Raw genomic sequence first — 19,176 nt, 5'->3', positions numbered from 1 at the left:
TTAAGAAGCCGTTTTATTGACTCGAAGCTGTCCATTAGCGAATTCTCGATACATGGTATGGCTAGCATACAATTGATCATGCGTTCCTACCCCGGTAATGACGCCTTTCTCTAGGAAAACGATCGAATCCGCATCAACAACCGTCGACAAGCGATGGGCGATAACGACAGTGGTCCGTCCGATCATTAGATTTTTCAGCGCGTCCTGCACCACTTCTTCTGACTTGCTGTCGAGATTAGACGTCGCTTCGTCGAGCATAAGGATTTGCGGATCACGCAGCAGCGCCCTTGCAATGGCAATCCGCTGCCGCTGCCCACCCGATAGCTTAATGCCGCGCTCGCCAACTTCGGTTTCATAGCTCTCAGGCAATGCTTCAATAAAGCCGTCTGCATAAGCCATTCGTGCAGCCTGCTCGATTTCCTGCTGCGTCACCTCATGCGTCAGACCGTAGCATAAATTGTCTTTGATCGTGCCTGCGATAATTGGGCTCTCCTGCGAAACGTAGCCAATCTGGCTGCGCCATGAACGCAGAGACGCGTCTCTGATGTCTGTTCCGCCAAGCCTAATCGCCCCGGATGTCGGGTCGTAGAACCTCTCCAGCAGCGAGAACAGCGTCGTTTTACCGCTCCCGCTCGGGCCAACCAGTGCCGTTACTTTGCCCGCTTCAATCGTCAGGCTCACATCACGTAGGATTGGCTCATCGGGCTTATAGGCAAAAGATACATTTTCCACCTGCAAGGTTTGGTCCATCTGGGTTACTTCCTTGCCATTATCTTGATCTTCTTCATCGGATTCTAATATACCAATAATGCTGTCCGTCGCGCCCATTGCCTTCTGAAATTGCGTAAAAAATTGTGAGATCTGCGTAATCGGCAGCATGATTTGGAACAGGTACATAATAAAGGCGACTAACTCACCCGCAGTCATCTTACCTGATGATACTTGAACACCGCCAAAGCCGATTAAGCATACCAGCAGCAATAAGATGATAAAAGTGACGATTGGTGAAATGAGCGCCTGCATGCGAGCTTCCTTTAAACCAAAACCAAACAAATTCTGAATGCCGACGCGTCCTTGCTCGTATTCAGCAGGCTCCGAGCCGGATGCTTTGACCAGGCGAATCTCCGACACCACACGATTTACGACGGATGTAAACCTTGCATTCTCCGCCTGCGTGGATTTGGATATGCTGTACATTTTCCGCCCAATTGGCACCATAATGAGTGCGGCCAAAGGGAAGACGGTTAACATGATAAGTGTCATCTGCCAGTTCATATAGAAAAGAATCGACAATGCACCGATAATGGACAAAATGCCTGTGAAAAAACCAGTTACATGCTCCGTAATAAGACCCTTCAGCAGCGCCGTATCATTAGTCAGCCGACTAATCGTATCACCGGAGGATTTGTTGTCATAATACGGGACTGGCAAGCGCAGCAGCTTGCTCCATAACCGCTCTCGGATAGACGAGACGATCTTATTGCCGCTGTAATGCAGCAGGTAAACAGACACGCCTCCAGACACAACCTGCGCGATAAAAGCAGCCGCCATCCAGACAATCTGTCCTGTGCTCAATGACCCCAGCGAGAAGCCATTAACCATATTTTTCGTGAATATAGGTATGGTCAAGCTAACTAGCGTCGTAATGACGCTCAAAATAACCGCAATAGACAGCATCATCTTCGGGGGATTCGTCTCCATAATCAGCCCTATGAATCGCTTGACGTTGCTATTTTTATTTTTCATCAGTATCACTCCTGTATCTCTCTATTCTCTCCACTACAGTTCCTACTTTACCTTGCCTGTTTAAACGCAATATAAACAACGAGGCTATCGCTGCGTATTTAAGCAAGCCATTCTCACTTTTTGTAATCCGCCACTTCCTCTATATGGTAAATTGAGGTAAAATAATGCGATAGTTTGACCAAGCGTTCGTTCGACGCCGCACAAGCCACTACGAATAGGAGAGCTGCCTATGCATTTTCAAGAAGAGCAGGTTGTAATTGGAATAGACGGCGGCGGAACTCATACCCGCGTCATGGTGTGCAGTCATAGAGGACATGTGCTTTCATATTTGGAACGAGGCTCCGCCTCTATTTACAAAGACGAGATGGCAGCAGAAAATGTGCAAGGAGCTATAGCCCAAGCACTGCAGAAAGCTGGCCGTACTCCTGAGCATGCGCTGGCGCTGGTTGCCGGTATTGCAGGCTTCGATTCGCCATCTGACCTCGAATGGATTAAGACATTAACAAAGCTTCCGGGACTTACCTGCCCGATGCGGCATGTGAATGATGCGGTCTCGGCTCATAGAGGCGCATTAATGGGCGAACAAGGCATCGTCGTTATCGCTGGAACAGGCTCGATTATCGTAGGCATGACGGACGATGGTCAACTGATTCGCAACTATGATTTTCACCATTATGCAGCTAGCGCAGCGAGATTTGTTGCCTATGATGCTGTATATGAGATGCTGGCTGGCAATTGTAATGATACGGACCGTGAGCTTCGCGAAGCCATGCTTGTTCATTGGGATGTTTCAACGGCCCAGCAGCTTGCTGATATAGCCAAAAAAGGCTTTGTGGATGATCGCCGTACGCGAGACAAGCAGTTTGGGAAGTTCGCTCCTGTGGTTACTGAAGCTGCCGAGCGTGGAAGCTCTCTCGCTATCCGCGTGTGCAGCCGTGCCATCGATCAAATCCAGGTAGGCATCGAGATGATTGCTGCCTCCTTCTATAGTGAAGAGGTTGCTGTTACTTTCACAGGCAGCGTTGCAAACAGCCCTTATTTTATTCGCGAGCTGGGCGAGAAGCTTCGGCAAGGAAACAACAAGCGCTACACTGTTGTTCAGCCTAAATTCCCGCCGGTAGTCGGCTCTGTTTTACTCGCGTTGAAACAGCTGGATATTGCCATAGATGATGACGTTATCCATAACCTAAGTGAATATACATTTGAGACTGCCGAATAGAAGTTTGATCCGACGTCAACCGTTTAAAACATGGCTATTGACCTTTCCGTTACGTATACCTTTAAGCTAGGGATGAATCATTTTGAACCCTACTGAGGAGGAATTGCGATGCCAGACCATGATGTTATTTATAAGGAGGAAGCGGCGCGTTATCATGAATTAATCGCGAAGCAGCCGAGCGTGCAGCATTGGATCGAAGAGATAAGACCAATTAGAGGATTGGATATTGTAGATCTTGGTGCCGGCTCCGGCAGACTGACTGCCGTACTAGCCGATCAGGCCAAAACGATTGTTGCACTTGATGCGTATGAACCTATGCTGCACGTAGCGGCAGAACGATTACGTTCTGCTGGCTATACGAATTGGAGAACGCAGGCTGCTGATCATCGCGAGCTGCCTCTTGCGAGCCAAAGCGCGGATTTAATCGTTTCCGGCTGGAGTATTTGTTACTTAGGCAGCGATAATCTACCAAACTGGGAGCAGAACCTACAGCAGGTTATGAGCGAAATGAAACGTGTGCTCCGCGATAACGGAACCATTATTATTTTTGAGACGATGGGCACTGGCTTCGAAACACCAAACCCGCCTGACTTTTTGAAAAAATATTACGCTGCACTTGAGCAGGATTATGGATTCTCGCACAAATGGGTACGAACGGATTATGCCTTTGACAGCGTGGAACAAGCGGAGCAATTAACACGTTTCTTCTTTAGTGATGAATTAGCAGATAGGGTAGCGCGGGACAAGCTCGTCCACCTGCCCGAATGCGCTGGTATTTGGTGGCTTCATTTGTAATCATGCATATTAGCCTGATTTTTCTACACACCAAGTAGTCATGCAGCGTTTGTCTGCTACGATAACGGTTTTGAGCGGCTCGAATAAATGCCCGCTCAGCTTTGCCGTCATTCCAAGCAGTTTTTCCTCCGTAACCAGAAAACGTCTGCTTCCGTCAGGAAGCAGATATTGTCCTTCACCAAGCGGCTGCATACGGGACTCCATGCCAATGGAGGAGGCCAACCTAGCGAACAGCTTCCCGCCTGGCTTAAGCACGCGCCAGAGCTCATCAACCATTTGATCAAAATGCTCCTCATTGTCGGCAAAATGCAAAACCGCGCTGCTAATAATAAAATCAAAGCTGGCATCGGCGAAGCTCATCTGCTCTACCGCCTCCACGCGTGCCTGCTCTTTCGTCCATTTAGGAGCTATCAAGTCCGCTAACCGCTGCAATTCTTGAATAGCCGTTTCTGATCGATCGATTGCAAATACATCATAGCCGCTGCGGAGCAAATACGTCAGGTTTCTCCCTGAGCCACAGCCTGCATCAAGAATGCGCATATCCTTTGTCAGTGATCCCTTCAGCAGCTGATCAAATAAATAAATATCGATGCCGCCAAATTGCTCCTTCAATTCCATCTCCATCATTTGCTCCTCCTTCTATGATGTTTACTTTACTTTGTACACATAAACCTTCGTCCGATACATATCGCGGCAAATAAGAGTACGCTCAGGCTCCCAGTTCGGCAGCGCAAAACATACGCTTATAACATGTGCACCCGGCTTTAATTGCTCGTGAAAAATGGGGCTTAAACGCCGCATCGCACCCGGATAGAGGTAACACACAACCATATCCACATCCCGGTACGAATATGTGTACAAGTCGCCCTTTTTGAACGATACATTCGTCCGATTTTCGAGTTTCGCAGCCATAAAAGATATCCACATGGGGATAACTGAATTTTCGATTCCAATGATCCGCAGGTTTCTGCTGGTTCTCCCCGCTTGAAGCGCGAGCGTACCCCAGCCAGAGCCCGCCTCCACCATAACGCCGCGGCTTTGCAGCCGTCTGATCTCATCAACTACAACCCGCCGCAACGGCGCTGAGGAAGGCATAGGCGAAATGCCGTTCCGCCAGCTTACATACACGATGGACAGCAAAGCAATCAGCACGATAGCTGCCACGACCATCAAAACATTCTGATAGATGAAGCTTTCCACGATGATCTCCCTATCTTGTTTCATGGAGGATTCCGATTTATTTCCCTAAGTGTGAATCCGCTCTTTTAGTTACGACTTATTCCCTCTGCGAACCTTCAGCTGCTTGCCCTTCACTGTCGTATTTCGCATTACCTCCAGCACTAGCGAGCCTTTGCCATTCAAAATTTCAACATCGGTAACATTATCCAAAATCGTAATAATACCAATATCTTCTGCGGACACGCCTTCTATTTTGGCAATGGTTCCGACAAAATCGACTGCTCTAAGCTTCTTTTTCTTGCCGCCGTTAAAGTTAAGCTTCATAATCTGCTTGTTCAGCTGCTCGCGCTTGTCTTTTTTGAGAACGGGACCGATATTGAGCTTCTGTTCAAAATCTTCTCTGCGAAGGTCAACCGCTTCTTCTGATGGCGCCTTCGCTTTGTTAATGCTAAATCCGATGTAGCCCTCTATCTCAGCTAGGCGCCTTGCATCCTTAGATGCTGCGAAGGTGATCGCTTTACCCGTTTTGCCAGCCCGTCCCGTTCTGCCCGTACGATGAACATAACTTTCCTTCTCCAGCGGAATATCGAAGTTGATGACATGCGTAATATTCGTAATATCAATGCCTCGTGCTGCTACATCCGTTGCAACCAAATAACGGAATTGCCCTCTGCGGAACGCATTCATTACTTCAAAACGCTCATCCTGCTCCATGCCGCCATGGATGCGGTCGCACGGATATTCGAGCTCCGCCATTTGTCTGAACACTTGATCCACGTTCTCCTGTGTCCGGCAAAAAATAATACAGCTGTCCGGATTTTCGACGATCATCACGTCTTGGAGCAGCTTAAACTTGTCTGCTTCCTTCACCTCAATAACCGAGTGCTCAATCGTAGCAGTCGTAAGTCCCTCTGCCTTGATCTCTACTTGTACAGGAGTGTTCATATATCTATGCGCTAGCTTAGCTACATCCTCAGGGAACGTTGCAGAGAACAGCATTGTCACTCGATCCGTAGGCAGCTGCTGAATAATAGCTTGTACCTGCTCGATAAAGCCCATGTTCAGCATTTCGTCCGCTTCGTCGATGACTAAATATTTGATTCGTTCGATGGGAAGTGTTCCACGCTCAATATGATCATGTACGCGTCCAGGCGTCCCTACGACCATATGCGTTCTTTGCTTAAGCTCGGCTCTTTGGATATGGAAAGGCGCTTTACCGTAGACAGCCATCGATTTGATCCGCTTGAAGCGGCCGATATTGGTAATGTCCTCGTTGACTTGCAGTGCCAGCTCCCTCGTTGGTGTCAGCACAAGCACCTGAGGTTTGTTTTCGTTCCAATCAACCAGCTCGCATAACGGAATACCGTAGGCTGCTGTCTTACCGCTGCCCGTTTGTGATTTAACGACCAAATCCTTTTGCTCAAGCGCAACCGGAATAACCTCGCGCTGCACCTCCGTTGGCGTTTCGTAGGACAGGCTCTCCAACGCTCGATCGATTTCTTGGCTTAACGCATAATCCGCAAACTTTATTTCACTCATCTATAGACCTCTTCCGCACTTTAGTAGTTAAATCTTTCGTAACCTTAAGAATAGCATAATAACGGCCCATTTGATTCATAAACCTTTGTACAGCCCAGCTTTCAAAATTTATTTGTTAGATCAACCGCTAAATCGGGTTATAACGTATAAGAGCTTGCTTCGCTCTAAGCAAGGCAGTACTACAAAAAGTGAGTACTAGTTCACTTTAGATTGGGTCATTATAATAAAGCCAGATCAACTAGAAAGGCTTGTGAGTGCTATGCTTCGATTAAATGTTGCGCGTGTTGGATTTCTAATGGGCGTTTCACTTCTGCTTGCTTCCATCATCTATTTCTTCGCGGCGAACTGGGGCGGCCTAGTCCGCGCCGATAAAATTCTCACGTCTGCCGGCATCATGGTGTTATTCTATGGCGCTGCTTTCGTCTTTTCCAAAATGAAAATAATGCTTGGGCATCACTATTTTTTGTCTGTTACTTTTCTAGTCGGCGGCTGTGTCGCGTTTGGCGTGGCGGTTGCCCTTCTAAATCAAATATATAATTCACATGCGGACACCTATGAGCTGTTTCTCGTTTGGTCCATTCCTGCCCTGCTGCTCGCGTTCATTACCCGCTTTAATCCTTTTTATATCCTTGCCTATTTACTCGTTCATCTAACCCTGTGGCAATACTTTTTCCCAAGCGCGTATTCTATCGTCCATAGCGACCAAGAAATTTTGCTGATTGGCTGGTTATTTGCGCTTATCAATCTTATTCTATTCGCATTAATAGAAGCCAAACGTCTCACATCAGCGCCGCTTAAATATATTAGCTTTATTACCTTTCATATTTCTTTGCTCGTCTTGACAAGTTCCGATCTATACGAACATTATGGCGCATGGATGAACGTCGCAAGCGCTGCGGCAATCGCGTTCGGATTTTATTATTTCACCCAAGTGCGTCTGGACAAAATCATGCTAACCCTTAACGCGCTGGCTGCTTCCGCTTTCGCTGTATTTAAATATTTCGAGCTGATGTCCGAGCATTATTCCACCTTGTTTTTTATATTCGGACTCCTCTTTGTCGCTTTATTACTCACAGCCAACGTCTTTTTCTTCCGTTACTTAAACAAGCTCGGCAAGCATCAGTCAAGCTCTAATGAACGAGATGACCAAGCATCCCATCCATCAGAAGAACATAAGAGCACTCTTGTTGGCAAAATCGCATTCACAATCGTTACCGTAATCGGTGTTTTGATTGGCAGTATCTCCTTAGTAGGCTTAGTACTATTAGCCGCTGGTGAAATCCCGCCCGAAAATATTTTATTTGTAGTGTCACTGCTGTTTATTATTCCAACACTGCTGCTGACTCGCTTAAATACGGCTGTACGCTACACCGTGCTTACGATTGGATATATAGCTGGACTTATCTCTACCGCTTGGATTGATACTTCAGCCTTATCTATTTTTTTCATAGCGGTACTACTTGTCGGATGGTTCAAATGGCAAGGAAGGGTACCGCATTTCTTTATCTATACCTTACTGAATATAAATGTCGCTATTCTTCTGTTTCAGTTATTTGGATCTGTTCATAATGCGGCTTCCTTCATCGTGTTCATTGTGACGTCGCTCAATGCAGTCATTTATGCTAGTCACCATCTTCTTAGGGAAGGCCCCTTCAAGATTCATGTAAGAGAATGCGGTTGGTTCTTTACTCTGCTCCTTCTATTTTGGCTAACCTTTATGGATAACATTTTCCCTTACTCATATGAGCTATTTAATATATTGAATTTCATTGTAGTTACGATCGCAGCCTTTCTATTTGTTAGGCGCAGCCAAGCCCTTGAAGCAGCCATAAGCTTCGTATTCTGGTTCATTTTCCTTGCGTTCAAATATTACGACTTGTTCTGGACGTTATTGCACAAGTCGATTACACTCGCTCTGCTTGGCGTGATTATCATAGCAGCTACTTATATTTACGCCTACAGAACACGCGCAGCAGTGTCTGAACAAGCGGACTCATTCAGCCGATTGCTGCGTAGAAGCCCCGCTCTCATTGCTATCGTTGTAGTGCTGCAGCTCGGTTATGTCGGTTACCATGCCGCAGTAAGCGAAATATTGCTCTCGAGCGGCACTCCGATTAAGCTGGCCATCGTGCCGCTTGATCCACGATCCATTTTGCAAGGCGATTATGTAGCGCTCCAATACAATATTTCGGCACCACCAGATCACATCGCTCAGGAACTGGAAAGGCGTCCAAGCAACAGCCGAATTAAGGTCGTGCTTCAACAAGGTGCGGGCGGCGTATACAACTTGGATCGTTTATATAAAAAAGGCGAGCCTTTAGCTGACAAGGAAATCATTATTAACGGTTCCACTAGCGGCTGGAGAAACATCCAGTACGGCATAGAATCTTATTTTGTACCCGAAGGCACTGGGCTGGAAACGGAGCAAAATGCCCGCTTCGCGTATGTAATGGTTGGAACAAAAGGCGACGCTATACTAGAGAAATTAACGAAAGAATAGTGCTGTATAATTGATCGCCACTAAACAAAAAAAGAAGCAGGACCTATACAGCGCAACAGCTGTGAAGGTCCTGCTTCTTTCAAAATAGAAGGAAATATTTCATTTGCTTCTACTTAGCTTATATGTGCCCAACAACGCTGCTTCCGTTTGCTGAGGACGTTGATGGCTTTTTTGCATATTCTTTCGATTATCCGTGCATCAATTTGTTCAATTCCGTAAATTCCTCTAAATAACCGTTTCTCTCCAGCTCCATCAATGCCTTCCGAATGCTGACCTCATCCTCGCCAGATTGATCTGATAGTGCTAAGAGCTCAGGCAATGTAATGTTTTTATGCTCCTTGCAATACGTGAGCAGCCCTTTGGCTGCCCAAGATAAGCGATCATCCTGGAATTCACCGATCATTTTACGGAACAATTTATGTGGGATTAGCTGCTCGTCAACTAAGGCTTGCATCGCTTTTATTGCAAGTTTTGTCGTCATACGGCCTTTTTTGGCAACCTCGTCTAAGGTGAGCGATGCGGAATCCGCCGTGCTTGAGCTGAGTACGATATAAATCATTTGCGAATAAATATCCAAGCTTTGGTTATAAAAGATTTCGGTGGAAACTGTGAAGTTTCTAACGTTTCCCGGTGTAATTTCTGTTGTCATGTTCTTTCTCTCCCTTCCGAATGGTCTATACCATAATAAAGGTTCGGATACGGGGTTTCAAATGGGGCCTCATTAGAAAAAGTTAATCGCAGCCGCTTAACCGCGAAGAAGCATAATTTTCATCCGGGCAAGGTCATCTTTCTTCTTCTCTTTCCGGATTGTAGCGGTATTTTTCCAAATCAATTCGCCCGTCCTCGCTCGCTGCAACACCTTCCTCTTTTAAATAAAAGATCTGCATGTAACGAGCTTCCTCCTCTTGAATCGATATCTCCCCTTTTGCATTAACAACTCTGTGCCAGGGAAGATTATAAATGCCGCTCATCGAATGCAGAACTCGGACAACCTGCCTTGCCCCCCTGCGATTGCCAGCCAGTTCTGCTACTTGACCATACGTCATTACGGTGCCTTCCGGAATCGCCTTAATGATGGATACAACTCTTTGCGTATAGGGCTGCATATTAGAACTCCTTTATGTATGTTTTTAATCATTGTTTTTTATTATCATAACTGAATTGCGCTTCATGTCAGCAATATTCCAAATCTTTTTACCGAAAGCAATAAATTTCTTTTTAACTTTTGGTGAAAACGATGTAGAATAGAAACAAAGGGTTTAATCCGATTACGTCATACGCGCATTCACATCCTTCTGCCTCATGCAGAAATAAGACTGTTACGTACACATAAACATTTTTCGATTAACTATGTGAAAAGTGTAACAAACTTTCAGGATGCATTTTTAACTTTAGCGGCTGACACAATTGAGACTACAACTTACTTTCAAATTTACGTAAAGGAGGACATTCTATTATGTCACAACCATCTGCTGGACAAGAGGTTGCAGCTAGCCTCGTCGAAGAAAAACAAACGTTGGATGTACTTGATCAATTGATGAAGCCGGAGGTTCAAGAGTCTCTAACTGTACTCGTGGACAGCCTGCCGAAATTAGCTGAAATGGTTACTCTAATGACCAAAGCTTATGATTTTGCACAAAACATCGCTACAGACAAAGTGTTGATCAACGATTTCGCTCAAGGTATCGGTGAATTCGTTAAACCGGTTCAAGAGAAAGCAAAAGGTATCGCAACAGCAGCTATTGAAGCTGGCGAGCGCTCGCAAGAAGCGGCTAACTCTTCTGTTGGCCTATTCGCTATGTTGAAAATGCTTAAAGATCCGGAAGTTCAAAAAACGCTTCGTTTCGCGCAAGCTTTCCTAAGTGTTTTGTCTGAACGCAAAAACGATAAAGTATAATACACCGAATACGTATAGAACGAACGGAGGATGAACATGTCGAAGCAAATACTAATTCTTGGTGGCGGTTATGGCGGTCTTCTTACTGCTCTAACAGCACGACAACACTTGACTGCAGCAGAAGCTAGCATCACAATCGTAAACCGTTTTCCAACTCACCAAATCATTACTGAGCTGCACAGACTTGCTGGGGACACAATTGCTGAGCAAGCAGTTGCTCTACCGCTTAGCAAGCTTCTAGGCGACAAACAAGTTAACATCATCGTTGACTCGGTTAAAGAAATTAAACCTAACGAGAAGCAAGTGGTTCTTGAAAGCGGACAAGTGCAAAAGTACGACACTCTTGTTGTAGCACTTGGAAGTGAAACGAACTACTTCGGCATTCCAGGATTGGAAGAGAACAGTCTTGTTCTTAAATCCGTTGCTGATGCTAACAAAATCCGCAAGCATGTTGAAGATCGTCTTGACGCTTACAAAAAATCAGGCAACAAAGCTGACGCAACAATCGTTGTTGGCGGCGGCGGCTTGACTGGCGTTGAGCTTGTTGGCGAATTCGCTGACAGACTTCCTGAGATTTGCCGCAGCAAAGGCATCGACTTTAATGATATTTCGCTGTATTGCGTAGAAGCCGGCCCTGCCGTTCTGCCAATCTTCCCGAAAGTATTGATCGATCGCGCTGTAACAAGCCTTGAGAAACGTGGCGTTAACTTCATCACTAGCGTAGCGATTACAGAAGCGACAAAAAGCTCCGTATCGCTTAAAGACGGTCGTACGATTGAATCCAGCACAATCATTTGGACTGGCGGCGTTAAAGGTAATCCAGTTGTCGGCAGCAGCGGTCTTGCAGAAGACCGTGGTCGTTCACTTGTTACACCAACGCTTCAATCAACTTCACACGCTGATGTATTCCTTGCTGGCGACTGCGCAGTTGTATTCCCAGAAGGCAGCGAACGTCCTTACCCTCCAACAGCTCAGCTTGCTTGGCAAATGGGCGAAACGGTAGGCTACAACCTAGCGGTTCAAATCAAAGGCGGCGTTATGGATAAGTTTGTACCTGTATTCTCCGGAACACTGGGCAGCCTTGGCCGTAAAGATGGCGTGGGCACAATCGGCGGCAACGCGACTCAGCTTAAGGGCTTGCCTGCTTCCCTTATGAAGGAAGCAAGTAACGTTCGTTACCTGTCGCATATTCACGGTTTGTTCGCACTAGCTTACTAATATACACAAACAAGAAGAAGGAGGGCAGCAGCCCTCCTTCTTTTTGTTATATCCATCAGCTAACCTTACTTCTGCAATGCCTGCCATTCTTTAAATTGCTTCTGATATTCAGCGACGACCTTATCAAGACCAGCAGCCTTTAAGCTTTGAAGAGCTGCCGGGAAGTATTTATCGTAGGATACCACGCCCATTTTAATTGGAATGATCTTCGATTTCACTTCGGATAGCACATTCGCATATTCAACAGCAATCGGCTCCGTATTTAGGCGGAAACCAAGAACAGGTGAGAATTCAACTGGATTCGAAGGCTCTGTCGTTTGCATTTTCAAATAATCTTCCGGCGTTTTCACATCAAACAACATGTAGTTAATGTTGCCGATCATCCACGAATCAAAATAATACGATTCATCATTCGCGTCACGAATAAATTCTGCCGTACGCTCGCCTACCGCTTTGTAGTGCGTGCCTTCTTCCCCATATAGGAACAGGTTATGGTTATCCTTATTGCTGTACAGCCAGTTCAAGAACATAATAGCTGCTTCTGGGTGCTTCGATGTAATTGGAACTGCATTTGTATTTCCGAATGCCAAGTATTGAAGCAGCGGTTTCTCGGCAGACAAATAGTTTTCTCCTATTTTTGCTTCTGGATTATTTCTTGCAATTGCGATCGAAGAGTACAAAGCGCCATTCGTGCTGTAAATAAAATCGCCCAGTGTCATGGCTTTGTCGCGCTCTTCCTTCTTATACGTCAAAATATCAGGGTTAATCAGCTTTTTCTCATACAGCTGGCGGAAAAACTCTGCATCCTTTTTGAATTCTTCACTCTCGAGCCACGAGCTTATATTGCCCGCTTGATCGACCTTAATGATTTGTTCGCGGTAATCTACAAAAAACGGCCATGAATCGTACGTACGGTGTAAAAATACTGGTGTAACATCCGTTTCCGTTTGAATATATAATTTCTTGTCGGAAGCTTGCTGCATCTTCTCAGCCGTTGCGATAAGCTCGTCCGACGTTTTCGGGAAAGGCATGCCTGCTTTATCGAGCAAATCTTGGCGGAAGCCAAGCGTGCCCATCTCACCGCTGCCTGAGGTCTCATAGCGCCATACAGCCGGAACGGAATAGATTTTACCATCGATCTTTGCGGCATCCCATGCGTAGTCAGGAATGATTTTTTTCAGCTCTGGACCATACTTGTCAATGAGCTCATCCAGCGGCTGAAGCGCGCCTCGCCCAACATAGGAGCCAGTCGGCACGGAGCTGTTCTCCATAACATGCAGCATGTCAAACTCGTCACCTGTGCTTAGCATTAGGTTGGTTTTCTGATCCCAAGCATCCCAAGGGATAAAATTTATTTCCAGCTTAACGTTAACACCGTCAGCCTTCAGCTTTTCATTTACTTTTTGGACAACCTCATCGGTATGAGGTTTGGCTGTACCCGGAATCACGTATTTCAGCGGCAATACTGCAGCGTTATCCCCATCGTTTCCACTGGCGTTGCCATTCGAACCCGCTTTGTCTCCCGCATTACTGCAAGCCATCATAAGAACGAGCATCATAACAATAACCAAGCTTGCCGGAACAAAGCGCATCTTCCTGTTGTTCATCTTGATTAACCCCTCTCTGAATCTTTAATTATATATGGCCCTAAGGCGACATATCTATCCTTTGACTGCTCCAACGATAAGACCCTTGATAATAAAGCGCTGCAGGAACGGGTAAAGCAGTACGATAGGACCAATGGTTATGATAGCTACCGCCATTTTGAATGACTCGGTTGGAATCGTTATGTTGGAAGTGACCAAGCCCTGCATCTGGTTCACCATATTGATCTCGGATTGCAGCTTATACAATAAATATTGCAAAGGGTACAAGCTTTCTTTGTCGACCAGCATGATCGCGTTGAACCAATTGTTCCAATAACCTAATCCGTAAAATAGTGCTACCGTAGCGAGAACGGGCAACGATAATGGAAATACGATGCGAAACGCGATATAAGCATCGCTAGCTCCGTCAATTCTTGCGCTCTCTAGTAGAGCTTCAGGCAGCTCCTGCATGAAATTGCGAACGAGAAACAAATTAAAGGGACTGAATATTAGCGTCGGTACGATAAGGGCAAGCAGATTGTTTTTGAATCCTAAAAGGTCATTCATCATGTACCAAGGCACAAGGCCTGCGTTAAAGAGCATCGTGATGAAGAAAAACAACGCAATTGGATTGCGGTAACGAACCTGTCGATTGGCAAGCATATAACCGGCCATTCCTGTGATGACGACTGCCGCTAAAGTACCAATAACCGTTACGCCGATGGAAACCCCATAGCTTTGTAGCAGCTGATCATTACTGCCGAATACCGATTTGTAGGCTTCTAGTGAAAAGTGATCCGGTATAAAGCTGTAGCCTTTTCTTAGGATAGACTCCTCATCCGAGAAAGACACGATGAGAACGAGCAGGATGGGAAGCGTACAAAGCAGTGCGAACAACAATACAAAAATCGTATTAACGATTTGAAATACATCTATTTTTTTCAAGCACATTCCCTCCTTTCCTTAGAACATCGCGCTATCTTTATTGAATTTCTTCACAATCCAGTTGGCAGATAGAACAAGCACAAATCCAACGACGGATTGATACAATCCAATAGCCATGGCGATCGCAGGATTGCCCGATGTACGAAGCGTTCGGAACGTATACGTATCGATAACATCCGTTGTCGAATAAAGCATCCCATTGTCGCCGATAATGGCGTAGATCATTCCGAAATCGGAGTAAAAGATTTTGCCGATCGCAAGCAGCGTTAGAATTGATACCGTCGGCATCAACATTGGAATCGTAATGGATTTAATTTGCTGCCAGCGATTGGCTCCGTCGATTTTTGCAGCCTCATACAAGGAGTCATCAATTGCAGTAATCGCTGCTAAATAGATGACCGCGGACATGCCTGTCTCTTTCCAGATGCTGAGCCCGACCAAAATCCATGTCCATGGCTTAGGATCGGAATACCAATTGTGCGGATCAAAACCAAACGTCTCCAGCATGTTATTGATAAGGCCATGCTCGGTTGCAAACAAGCTGTAGACGATGTAGCTGACGATAATCCACGATAAGAAATGCGGGAACAACAGCGTCGACTGCGATACTCGCTTAAATACGCGTGAGCGAATTTCATTCAGTAGAATAGAGAATGCCAGCGCGACAATCGTCCCAAATAAAATAGATAAAAAGTTCAGCTTAATCGTGTTCCAAGTGACCATCGCAGCAGCCGTTGAGTTGAAGAAAAACTCGAAGTTTTTCCATCCTACCCAATCGCTCTCGAAGATGCCCTTTGTATAATTAAACTTTTGAAAAGCGATAACCATATAAGGCAGCGTCATATAACCGTATACGAATGTGTAAAGCATCGCCGGCAAGACGAGCAAATATGAAACCTTGTTCCGCTTAATGTCGGTAAAAAAAGTGTATCGCTTTTGCCGTTGACCTTTAGCCTTGCTCACAGCAGCATCTCCCTTCATGATGATTTGTTTGTTTTCGGTGATTTCAGTATGCGCCGCGGCAAGTGTCGCTGAATAGTTAAAATCTTGATAAACCCTTTAAAATCAAGGCTTTTTGGGACTATAAAAATCAGTTAAACCTTCAATTTTTGCAAATACAGCGAAAGAACGTTGCATTAAAGAAGGATGTATTTTAAAGTTTTCTAAATAAAAGATGTAAGCGATTCATTTATTAACGGAGTAAGGAGACAGGCCCGATGAAATGGAAGCAATTATTTAATTATTCCGTTTACCGCAAGATGTTGATTTATTACATCCTACTCGTCGCACTCGCTGTTCTAGCTGTCAGCAGCACCTTATACTTTTTCTTTGCTTCCAAAACGGAAGAGACGATCAGCAAAAACGTCATTTCCATGCTGCAGCAAACGAGCTATACCTCCAGCATCGTTCATGAGCAAATTGAAACGATAGGCAACCATTTGTTAAGCAATAATCGCATTATCACCGTACTGATGAATAAAGAGCATGATTATGTACAGGATCGTGACGCGATGGATATTCTTCTGGATATCCAGTCCACTTATCCGTTCATTAAATACATTGGCATTTATAACGATCATACGAAGCGGTATTTGAACACGGCGGGGACAACCTATGTGTTAAATGATTTGGAGAAGGAGCGAATTACGGATATCGATCACTTGCAGTATATGGAGCTGTTCGCAAACCAGCTGCGTATGCCAAACGCCCCAAGCACAAGCAAGCCGGAGCATGTACTCACTGCGATTTTGCGTCCAAACTATGCGCTTACTTCTGCATACAAAGGAGCTATCACCATCCATGTGGATGAGCAGTATATATTGAATACGATCAAAGCGATTAGCAGTGCTAATGATGATGTATTTGTCATGAATGCAGACGGGCTTGTATTATCCCATACCGATGCGAACCAATTCATGCAAAGCTTCGCATCGATGTCCCATATCGAACGCATTCTGAATTCGTCCATGAATGCCGGACATTTCAAGGCTAAAGTGAACGGATCGAAACAGCTGGTCACCTTTGTGAAATCAAACCAGCTTAATTGGTATTTTGTCAGTGTTAAGCCTTACCGACTGCTTATTTCGGATATTTCCGTATTGCGAACCTTTACCGGCTTGATTGCTATGGTCATTATTGCGCTTGGTGCATTAACGGCTTTCTTTGCCACAAATAAGCTCTATAATCCGCTTGGCCGTCTAATTAAGAAAGTGCATGAAGTCACGGGCAACAAAAAACCGCTCACTGAGCAAAATCAAAATGAATTTGCACTGCTCTCAGAGGCCTTCTCCAACGTCATTGATCAAGCGAATATGGTTGAATTGGAGCAGAAGCAGTCGCTGCCGGTGCTAAAGAAAACCTATCTTCAACATTTATTGCATGGAACGCTGCATGACTTATCGGCGACACATATGATCCAATCCGCGATTAATGAGCATTTTACCAGCTCGAATTATGTCGTTATCGTCGCGCAAATTGATCGGTTTACGGAGTTTGCACAGCATAACAATCAGACGAAACAGGGACTTTTCCGCTTCTCTGTCAGCAATATTACGAATGAGCTGCTTCAGAAACACGCGAAAAACGAGACGATCGTTGTCGATGAGCAAACTCTGGCCATTTTATTGTTTCTGGATTCGCCATCCGTGCCCGAGCATATCTTGTTAACCCTTGGCGAAATTCAAGAAGTCATCTACAGCTATTTCAAATTTACGGTTACATTCAGCCTAGGCGAAACGGTTAATGACAAATATGAAATTGATCGTTCCTTTGAATCGGCGCAGGAATACGCCAAGTATCGTTTCTTCTACGGACATCAGGCTATTATTCATGAAGCTATGGTTGTTAAGGTCATGCAGCAAGCAAGTGTGTACCCTGCAGCAGCTGAGAAGAAGCTATGCGAGGAGCTTCGTTTAAACCATAATGACAAGGTCAATCAAGCACTTGATCAATTTATGAAGCAGCTGGGTGAGATGAGCTATTATCAGGCCATCTCCAGCGCAAATCAGCTTTTGAACGCCCTTTTGCGTGATTTTGACGGCGCGTTGCCCATTATGCAGGAATATTCCAAAGAATACTACGATACGGTTAACCAATTGCAGAAGCAGGAAACGCTTCAAGAGGTTCACTCGCTGCTTCGTCATTTCTGTACCCTTATCGGCCTCATGATGGACAAGAAGCAAACGACCAAAACAGATACGTTGATTGAATCGGTTTGCGCTTATTTGCAGAAACATTATCACGAGTCTGATCTGGGCATTGAAACGATAGCGGAGACCGTACAGTTATCTCCCGGCTACCTCGGCAAGCTGTTCCGCAGCCATACGCAGCTGTCGTTTAATGATTATTTAAAGAAGATTCGGCTGGAGGAAGCTACGCGGCTTCTTACGACAACAAATGATTCCATTGCGGTCATCAGCGAGAGTGTCGGCGTGCTGAACACAACCTATTTCTTCACTCTGTTCAAAAAAACATACGGTATTTCCCCCGCCCAGTACCGCGAACAACATACAAAATAAACACAAAAAGGGCTGTTTGCACGAGAAGGGTACACCCTTCCTGCAAACAGCCCTTTGGTTATCGATGATATTAGCGTTTAAGTACTTCACGAATTTCAGAAAAATAAGACTCTACCGCTTCTAAATGGTTGCCAAGTATTCGACTGAATACCTCAGAATCATAGGTTTTTCCCACATAATAGGAGGATCGGAATCTTAGCTCGCCATCCTCATCATCCAGCTCGAAGCTGCCACTTAGCAGGTCCATGTTCTCGTTCAATAATAACAAGGCAAGCTCCTGGCGCTGATGCTCAGGGACGAGCTCCGGATAGACGGAATAAACCGCGCAATAATCCTGAACCTCCTCGATCCGAATGAGACCAACCCAACTTTCGCCTCTACTAGTAAATATAAGCTTGTACAGTTGATCGTCTATAACCTCATATTTCAGTTCATTGTCCGTTAGAAATGATGTGATATGCTCATTCAAAGCCCCATTTGCAATAGATGGCTCTTCAGGTACTGAAATTCCTTGATCCATTTCTGCAGCCCAAGCCGTCCTGAATCCCATCTTTAAGACGCCTTCATCCTTCAATGCTTCAGGCAAAACGACGCTTTGCTTTAATTCCAGCGCAAGCCAGCACTCGGTATGATCTAAGCTGAGCGGCTTGCTCGTTGGCTCCGCACTAGAGCGCACACTATCAAATATAGCTTCTGCATCGAATCCATGCTGAGCAGCCAGCTTCGTCAAGCTTGACCTTAGCGCGACATGAACTTCTACAGGTTGATTCTCATCCATAACCGCGCTGCTTCCTGTCCTCATGCTGGCGAACAAGTTAAACCACTCGTTCTCCATAATATCTTGATACGTTTGGCCGCTAACCTCGATCATCATCTGACAAGAAAGCGACTCCTCGAAGCTTTGAAAATTAATTTTATGCAAGACAGCAGGCACAAACTCTCCCGTCAGCGTATGGAAATTTATCGGCAGCTCTGTAGTAATGCTTGTATCTCCCGTATACTTATGTTGTTTGGACATGACTACGATCACTCCT

16 protein-coding genes are annotated in these 19,176 nt (G+C 45.4%); 6 read left to right on the top strand and 10 right to left on the bottom strand.

The genetic code is table 11. From position 1 onward, the window contains the following. The gene (locus tag AC1DOV_RS16935; protein WP_339205594.1) at positions 1-1,746 is read right to left on the bottom strand and encodes an ABC transporter ATP-binding protein; all 1,746 of its coding nucleotides are present in this window, start codon (positions 1,744-1,746) and stop codon (positions 1-3) included. Positions 1,747-1,975: 229 nt separating this feature from the next. On the opposite strand from AC1DOV_RS16935, the gene AC1DOV_RS16930 reads away from it, so the two are divergent. Together AC1DOV_RS16930 and AC1DOV_RS16925 are read left to right on the top strand one after the other, a co-directional pair. Continuing rightward, positions 1,976-2,965 carry an N-acetylglucosamine kinase gene (locus tag AC1DOV_RS16930; protein ID WP_477550531.1) on the top strand — a complete coding sequence of 330 codons (990 nt, stop codon included), beginning with the start codon at positions 1,976-1,978 and terminating at the stop codon, positions 2,963-2,965. A gap of 108 nt (positions 2,966-3,073) precedes the next feature. Continuing rightward, positions 3,074-3,760 (top strand): class I SAM-dependent methyltransferase, encoded by a 687-nt coding sequence (locus tag AC1DOV_RS16925; RefSeq protein WP_477550530.1) that lies wholly within the window; start codon positions 3,074-3,076, stop codon positions 3,758-3,760. Between the two features lie 9 nt (positions 3,761-3,769). On the opposite strand, the gene AC1DOV_RS16920 is transcribed toward AC1DOV_RS16925, so the two are convergent. From AC1DOV_RS16920 to AC1DOV_RS16910, 3 genes are read right to left on the bottom strand one after another with little or no spacing between them, the layout of a single operon-like run. Further along, positions 3,770-4,387 carry a class I SAM-dependent methyltransferase gene (locus AC1DOV_RS16920; protein WP_477550529.1) on the bottom strand — a complete coding sequence of 206 codons (618 nt, stop codon included), beginning with the start codon at positions 4,385-4,387 and terminating at the stop codon, positions 3,770-3,772. Between the two features lie 21 nt (positions 4,388-4,408). Continuing rightward, the gene (locus AC1DOV_RS16915) at positions 4,409-4,984 is read right to left on the bottom strand and encodes a class I SAM-dependent methyltransferase (protein WP_477550528.1); all 576 of its coding nucleotides are present in this window, start codon (positions 4,982-4,984) and stop codon (positions 4,409-4,411) included. A gap of 45 nt (positions 4,985-5,029) precedes the next feature. Next, positions 5,030-6,478, bottom strand: a complete 1,449-nt coding sequence (locus AC1DOV_RS16910) for a DEAD/DEAH box helicase (protein ID WP_477550527.1) — start codon at positions 6,476-6,478, stop codon at positions 5,030-5,032. 217 nt (positions 6,479-6,695) lie between these two features. On the opposite strand from AC1DOV_RS16910, the gene AC1DOV_RS16905 reads away from it, so the two are divergent. Beyond that, the gene (locus AC1DOV_RS16905; RefSeq protein ID WP_477550586.1) at positions 6,696-8,978 is read left to right on the top strand and encodes a GDYXXLXY domain-containing protein; all 2,283 of its coding nucleotides are present in this window, start codon (positions 6,696-6,698) and stop codon (positions 8,976-8,978) included. A gap of 187 nt (positions 8,979-9,165) precedes the next feature. Here the strand turns inward: AC1DOV_RS16905 and AC1DOV_RS16900 are convergent, their stop codons facing one another. Beyond that, a complete protein-coding gene (locus tag AC1DOV_RS16900; protein ID WP_441878385.1) occupies positions 9,166-9,627 on the bottom strand; it encodes a hypothetical protein in 462 nt (153 codons plus the stop codon). A gap of 133 nt (positions 9,628-9,760) precedes the next feature. After that, the gene (locus AC1DOV_RS16895; RefSeq protein ID WP_339205605.1) at positions 9,761-10,084 is read right to left on the bottom strand and encodes an MGMT family protein; all 324 of its coding nucleotides are present in this window, start codon (positions 10,082-10,084) and stop codon (positions 9,761-9,763) included. A 350-nt stretch (positions 10,085-10,434) separates the two neighbouring features. Here AC1DOV_RS16895 and AC1DOV_RS16890 point away from each other — a divergent pair, with 350 nt between their 5' ends. Then, on the top strand, positions 10,435-10,875 hold the full coding sequence (locus tag AC1DOV_RS16890; RefSeq protein ID WP_054025638.1) for a DUF1641 domain-containing protein: 441 nt from the start codon (positions 10,435-10,437) through the stop codon (positions 10,873-10,875). 36 nt (positions 10,876-10,911) lie between these two features. Next, on the top strand, positions 10,912-12,093 hold the full coding sequence (locus tag AC1DOV_RS16885; protein ID WP_441878380.1) for an NAD(P)/FAD-dependent oxidoreductase: 1,182 nt from the start codon (positions 10,912-10,914) through the stop codon (positions 12,091-12,093). Between the two features lie 65 nt (positions 12,094-12,158). On the opposite strand, the gene AC1DOV_RS16880 is transcribed toward AC1DOV_RS16885, so the two are convergent. The 3 genes from AC1DOV_RS16880 to AC1DOV_RS16870 are packed head-to-tail and all read right to left on the bottom strand — an operon-like array spanning position 12,159 to position 15,587. Continuing rightward, positions 12,159-13,700, bottom strand: a complete 1,542-nt coding sequence (locus tag AC1DOV_RS16880) for an extracellular solute-binding protein (protein ID WP_477550526.1) — start codon at positions 13,698-13,700, stop codon at positions 12,159-12,161. A 54-nt stretch (positions 13,701-13,754) separates the two neighbouring features. Beyond that, entirely contained in the window at positions 13,755-14,624 is an 870-nt protein-coding gene (locus tag AC1DOV_RS16875) for a carbohydrate ABC transporter permease (RefSeq protein WP_441878376.1), read from the bottom strand. Between the two features lie 18 nt (positions 14,625-14,642). Beyond that, positions 14,643-15,587 carry an ABC transporter permease gene (locus tag AC1DOV_RS16870; RefSeq protein ID WP_477509529.1) on the bottom strand — a complete coding sequence of 315 codons (945 nt, stop codon included), beginning with the start codon at positions 15,585-15,587 and terminating at the stop codon, positions 14,643-14,645. A 254-nt stretch (positions 15,588-15,841) separates the two neighbouring features. On the opposite strand from AC1DOV_RS16870, the gene AC1DOV_RS16865 reads away from it, so the two are divergent. Next, positions 15,842-18,142 (top strand): helix-turn-helix domain-containing protein, encoded by a 2,301-nt coding sequence (locus AC1DOV_RS16865; RefSeq protein ID WP_477550525.1) that lies wholly within the window; start codon positions 15,842-15,844, stop codon positions 18,140-18,142. 70 nt (positions 18,143-18,212) lie between these two features. On the opposite strand, the gene AC1DOV_RS16860 is transcribed toward AC1DOV_RS16865, so the two are convergent. Further along, positions 18,213-19,160, bottom strand: a complete 948-nt coding sequence (locus AC1DOV_RS16860) for a YbjN domain-containing protein (RefSeq protein ID WP_477550524.1) — start codon at positions 19,158-19,160, stop codon at positions 18,213-18,215. Positions 19,161-19,176: the final 16 nt, after the last annotated feature.

The sequence above is a fragment of the Paenibacillus sp. 01T47 genome, from assembly GCF_056398245.1.
This window is presented reverse-complemented; position numbering and strand designations above follow the sequence as displayed.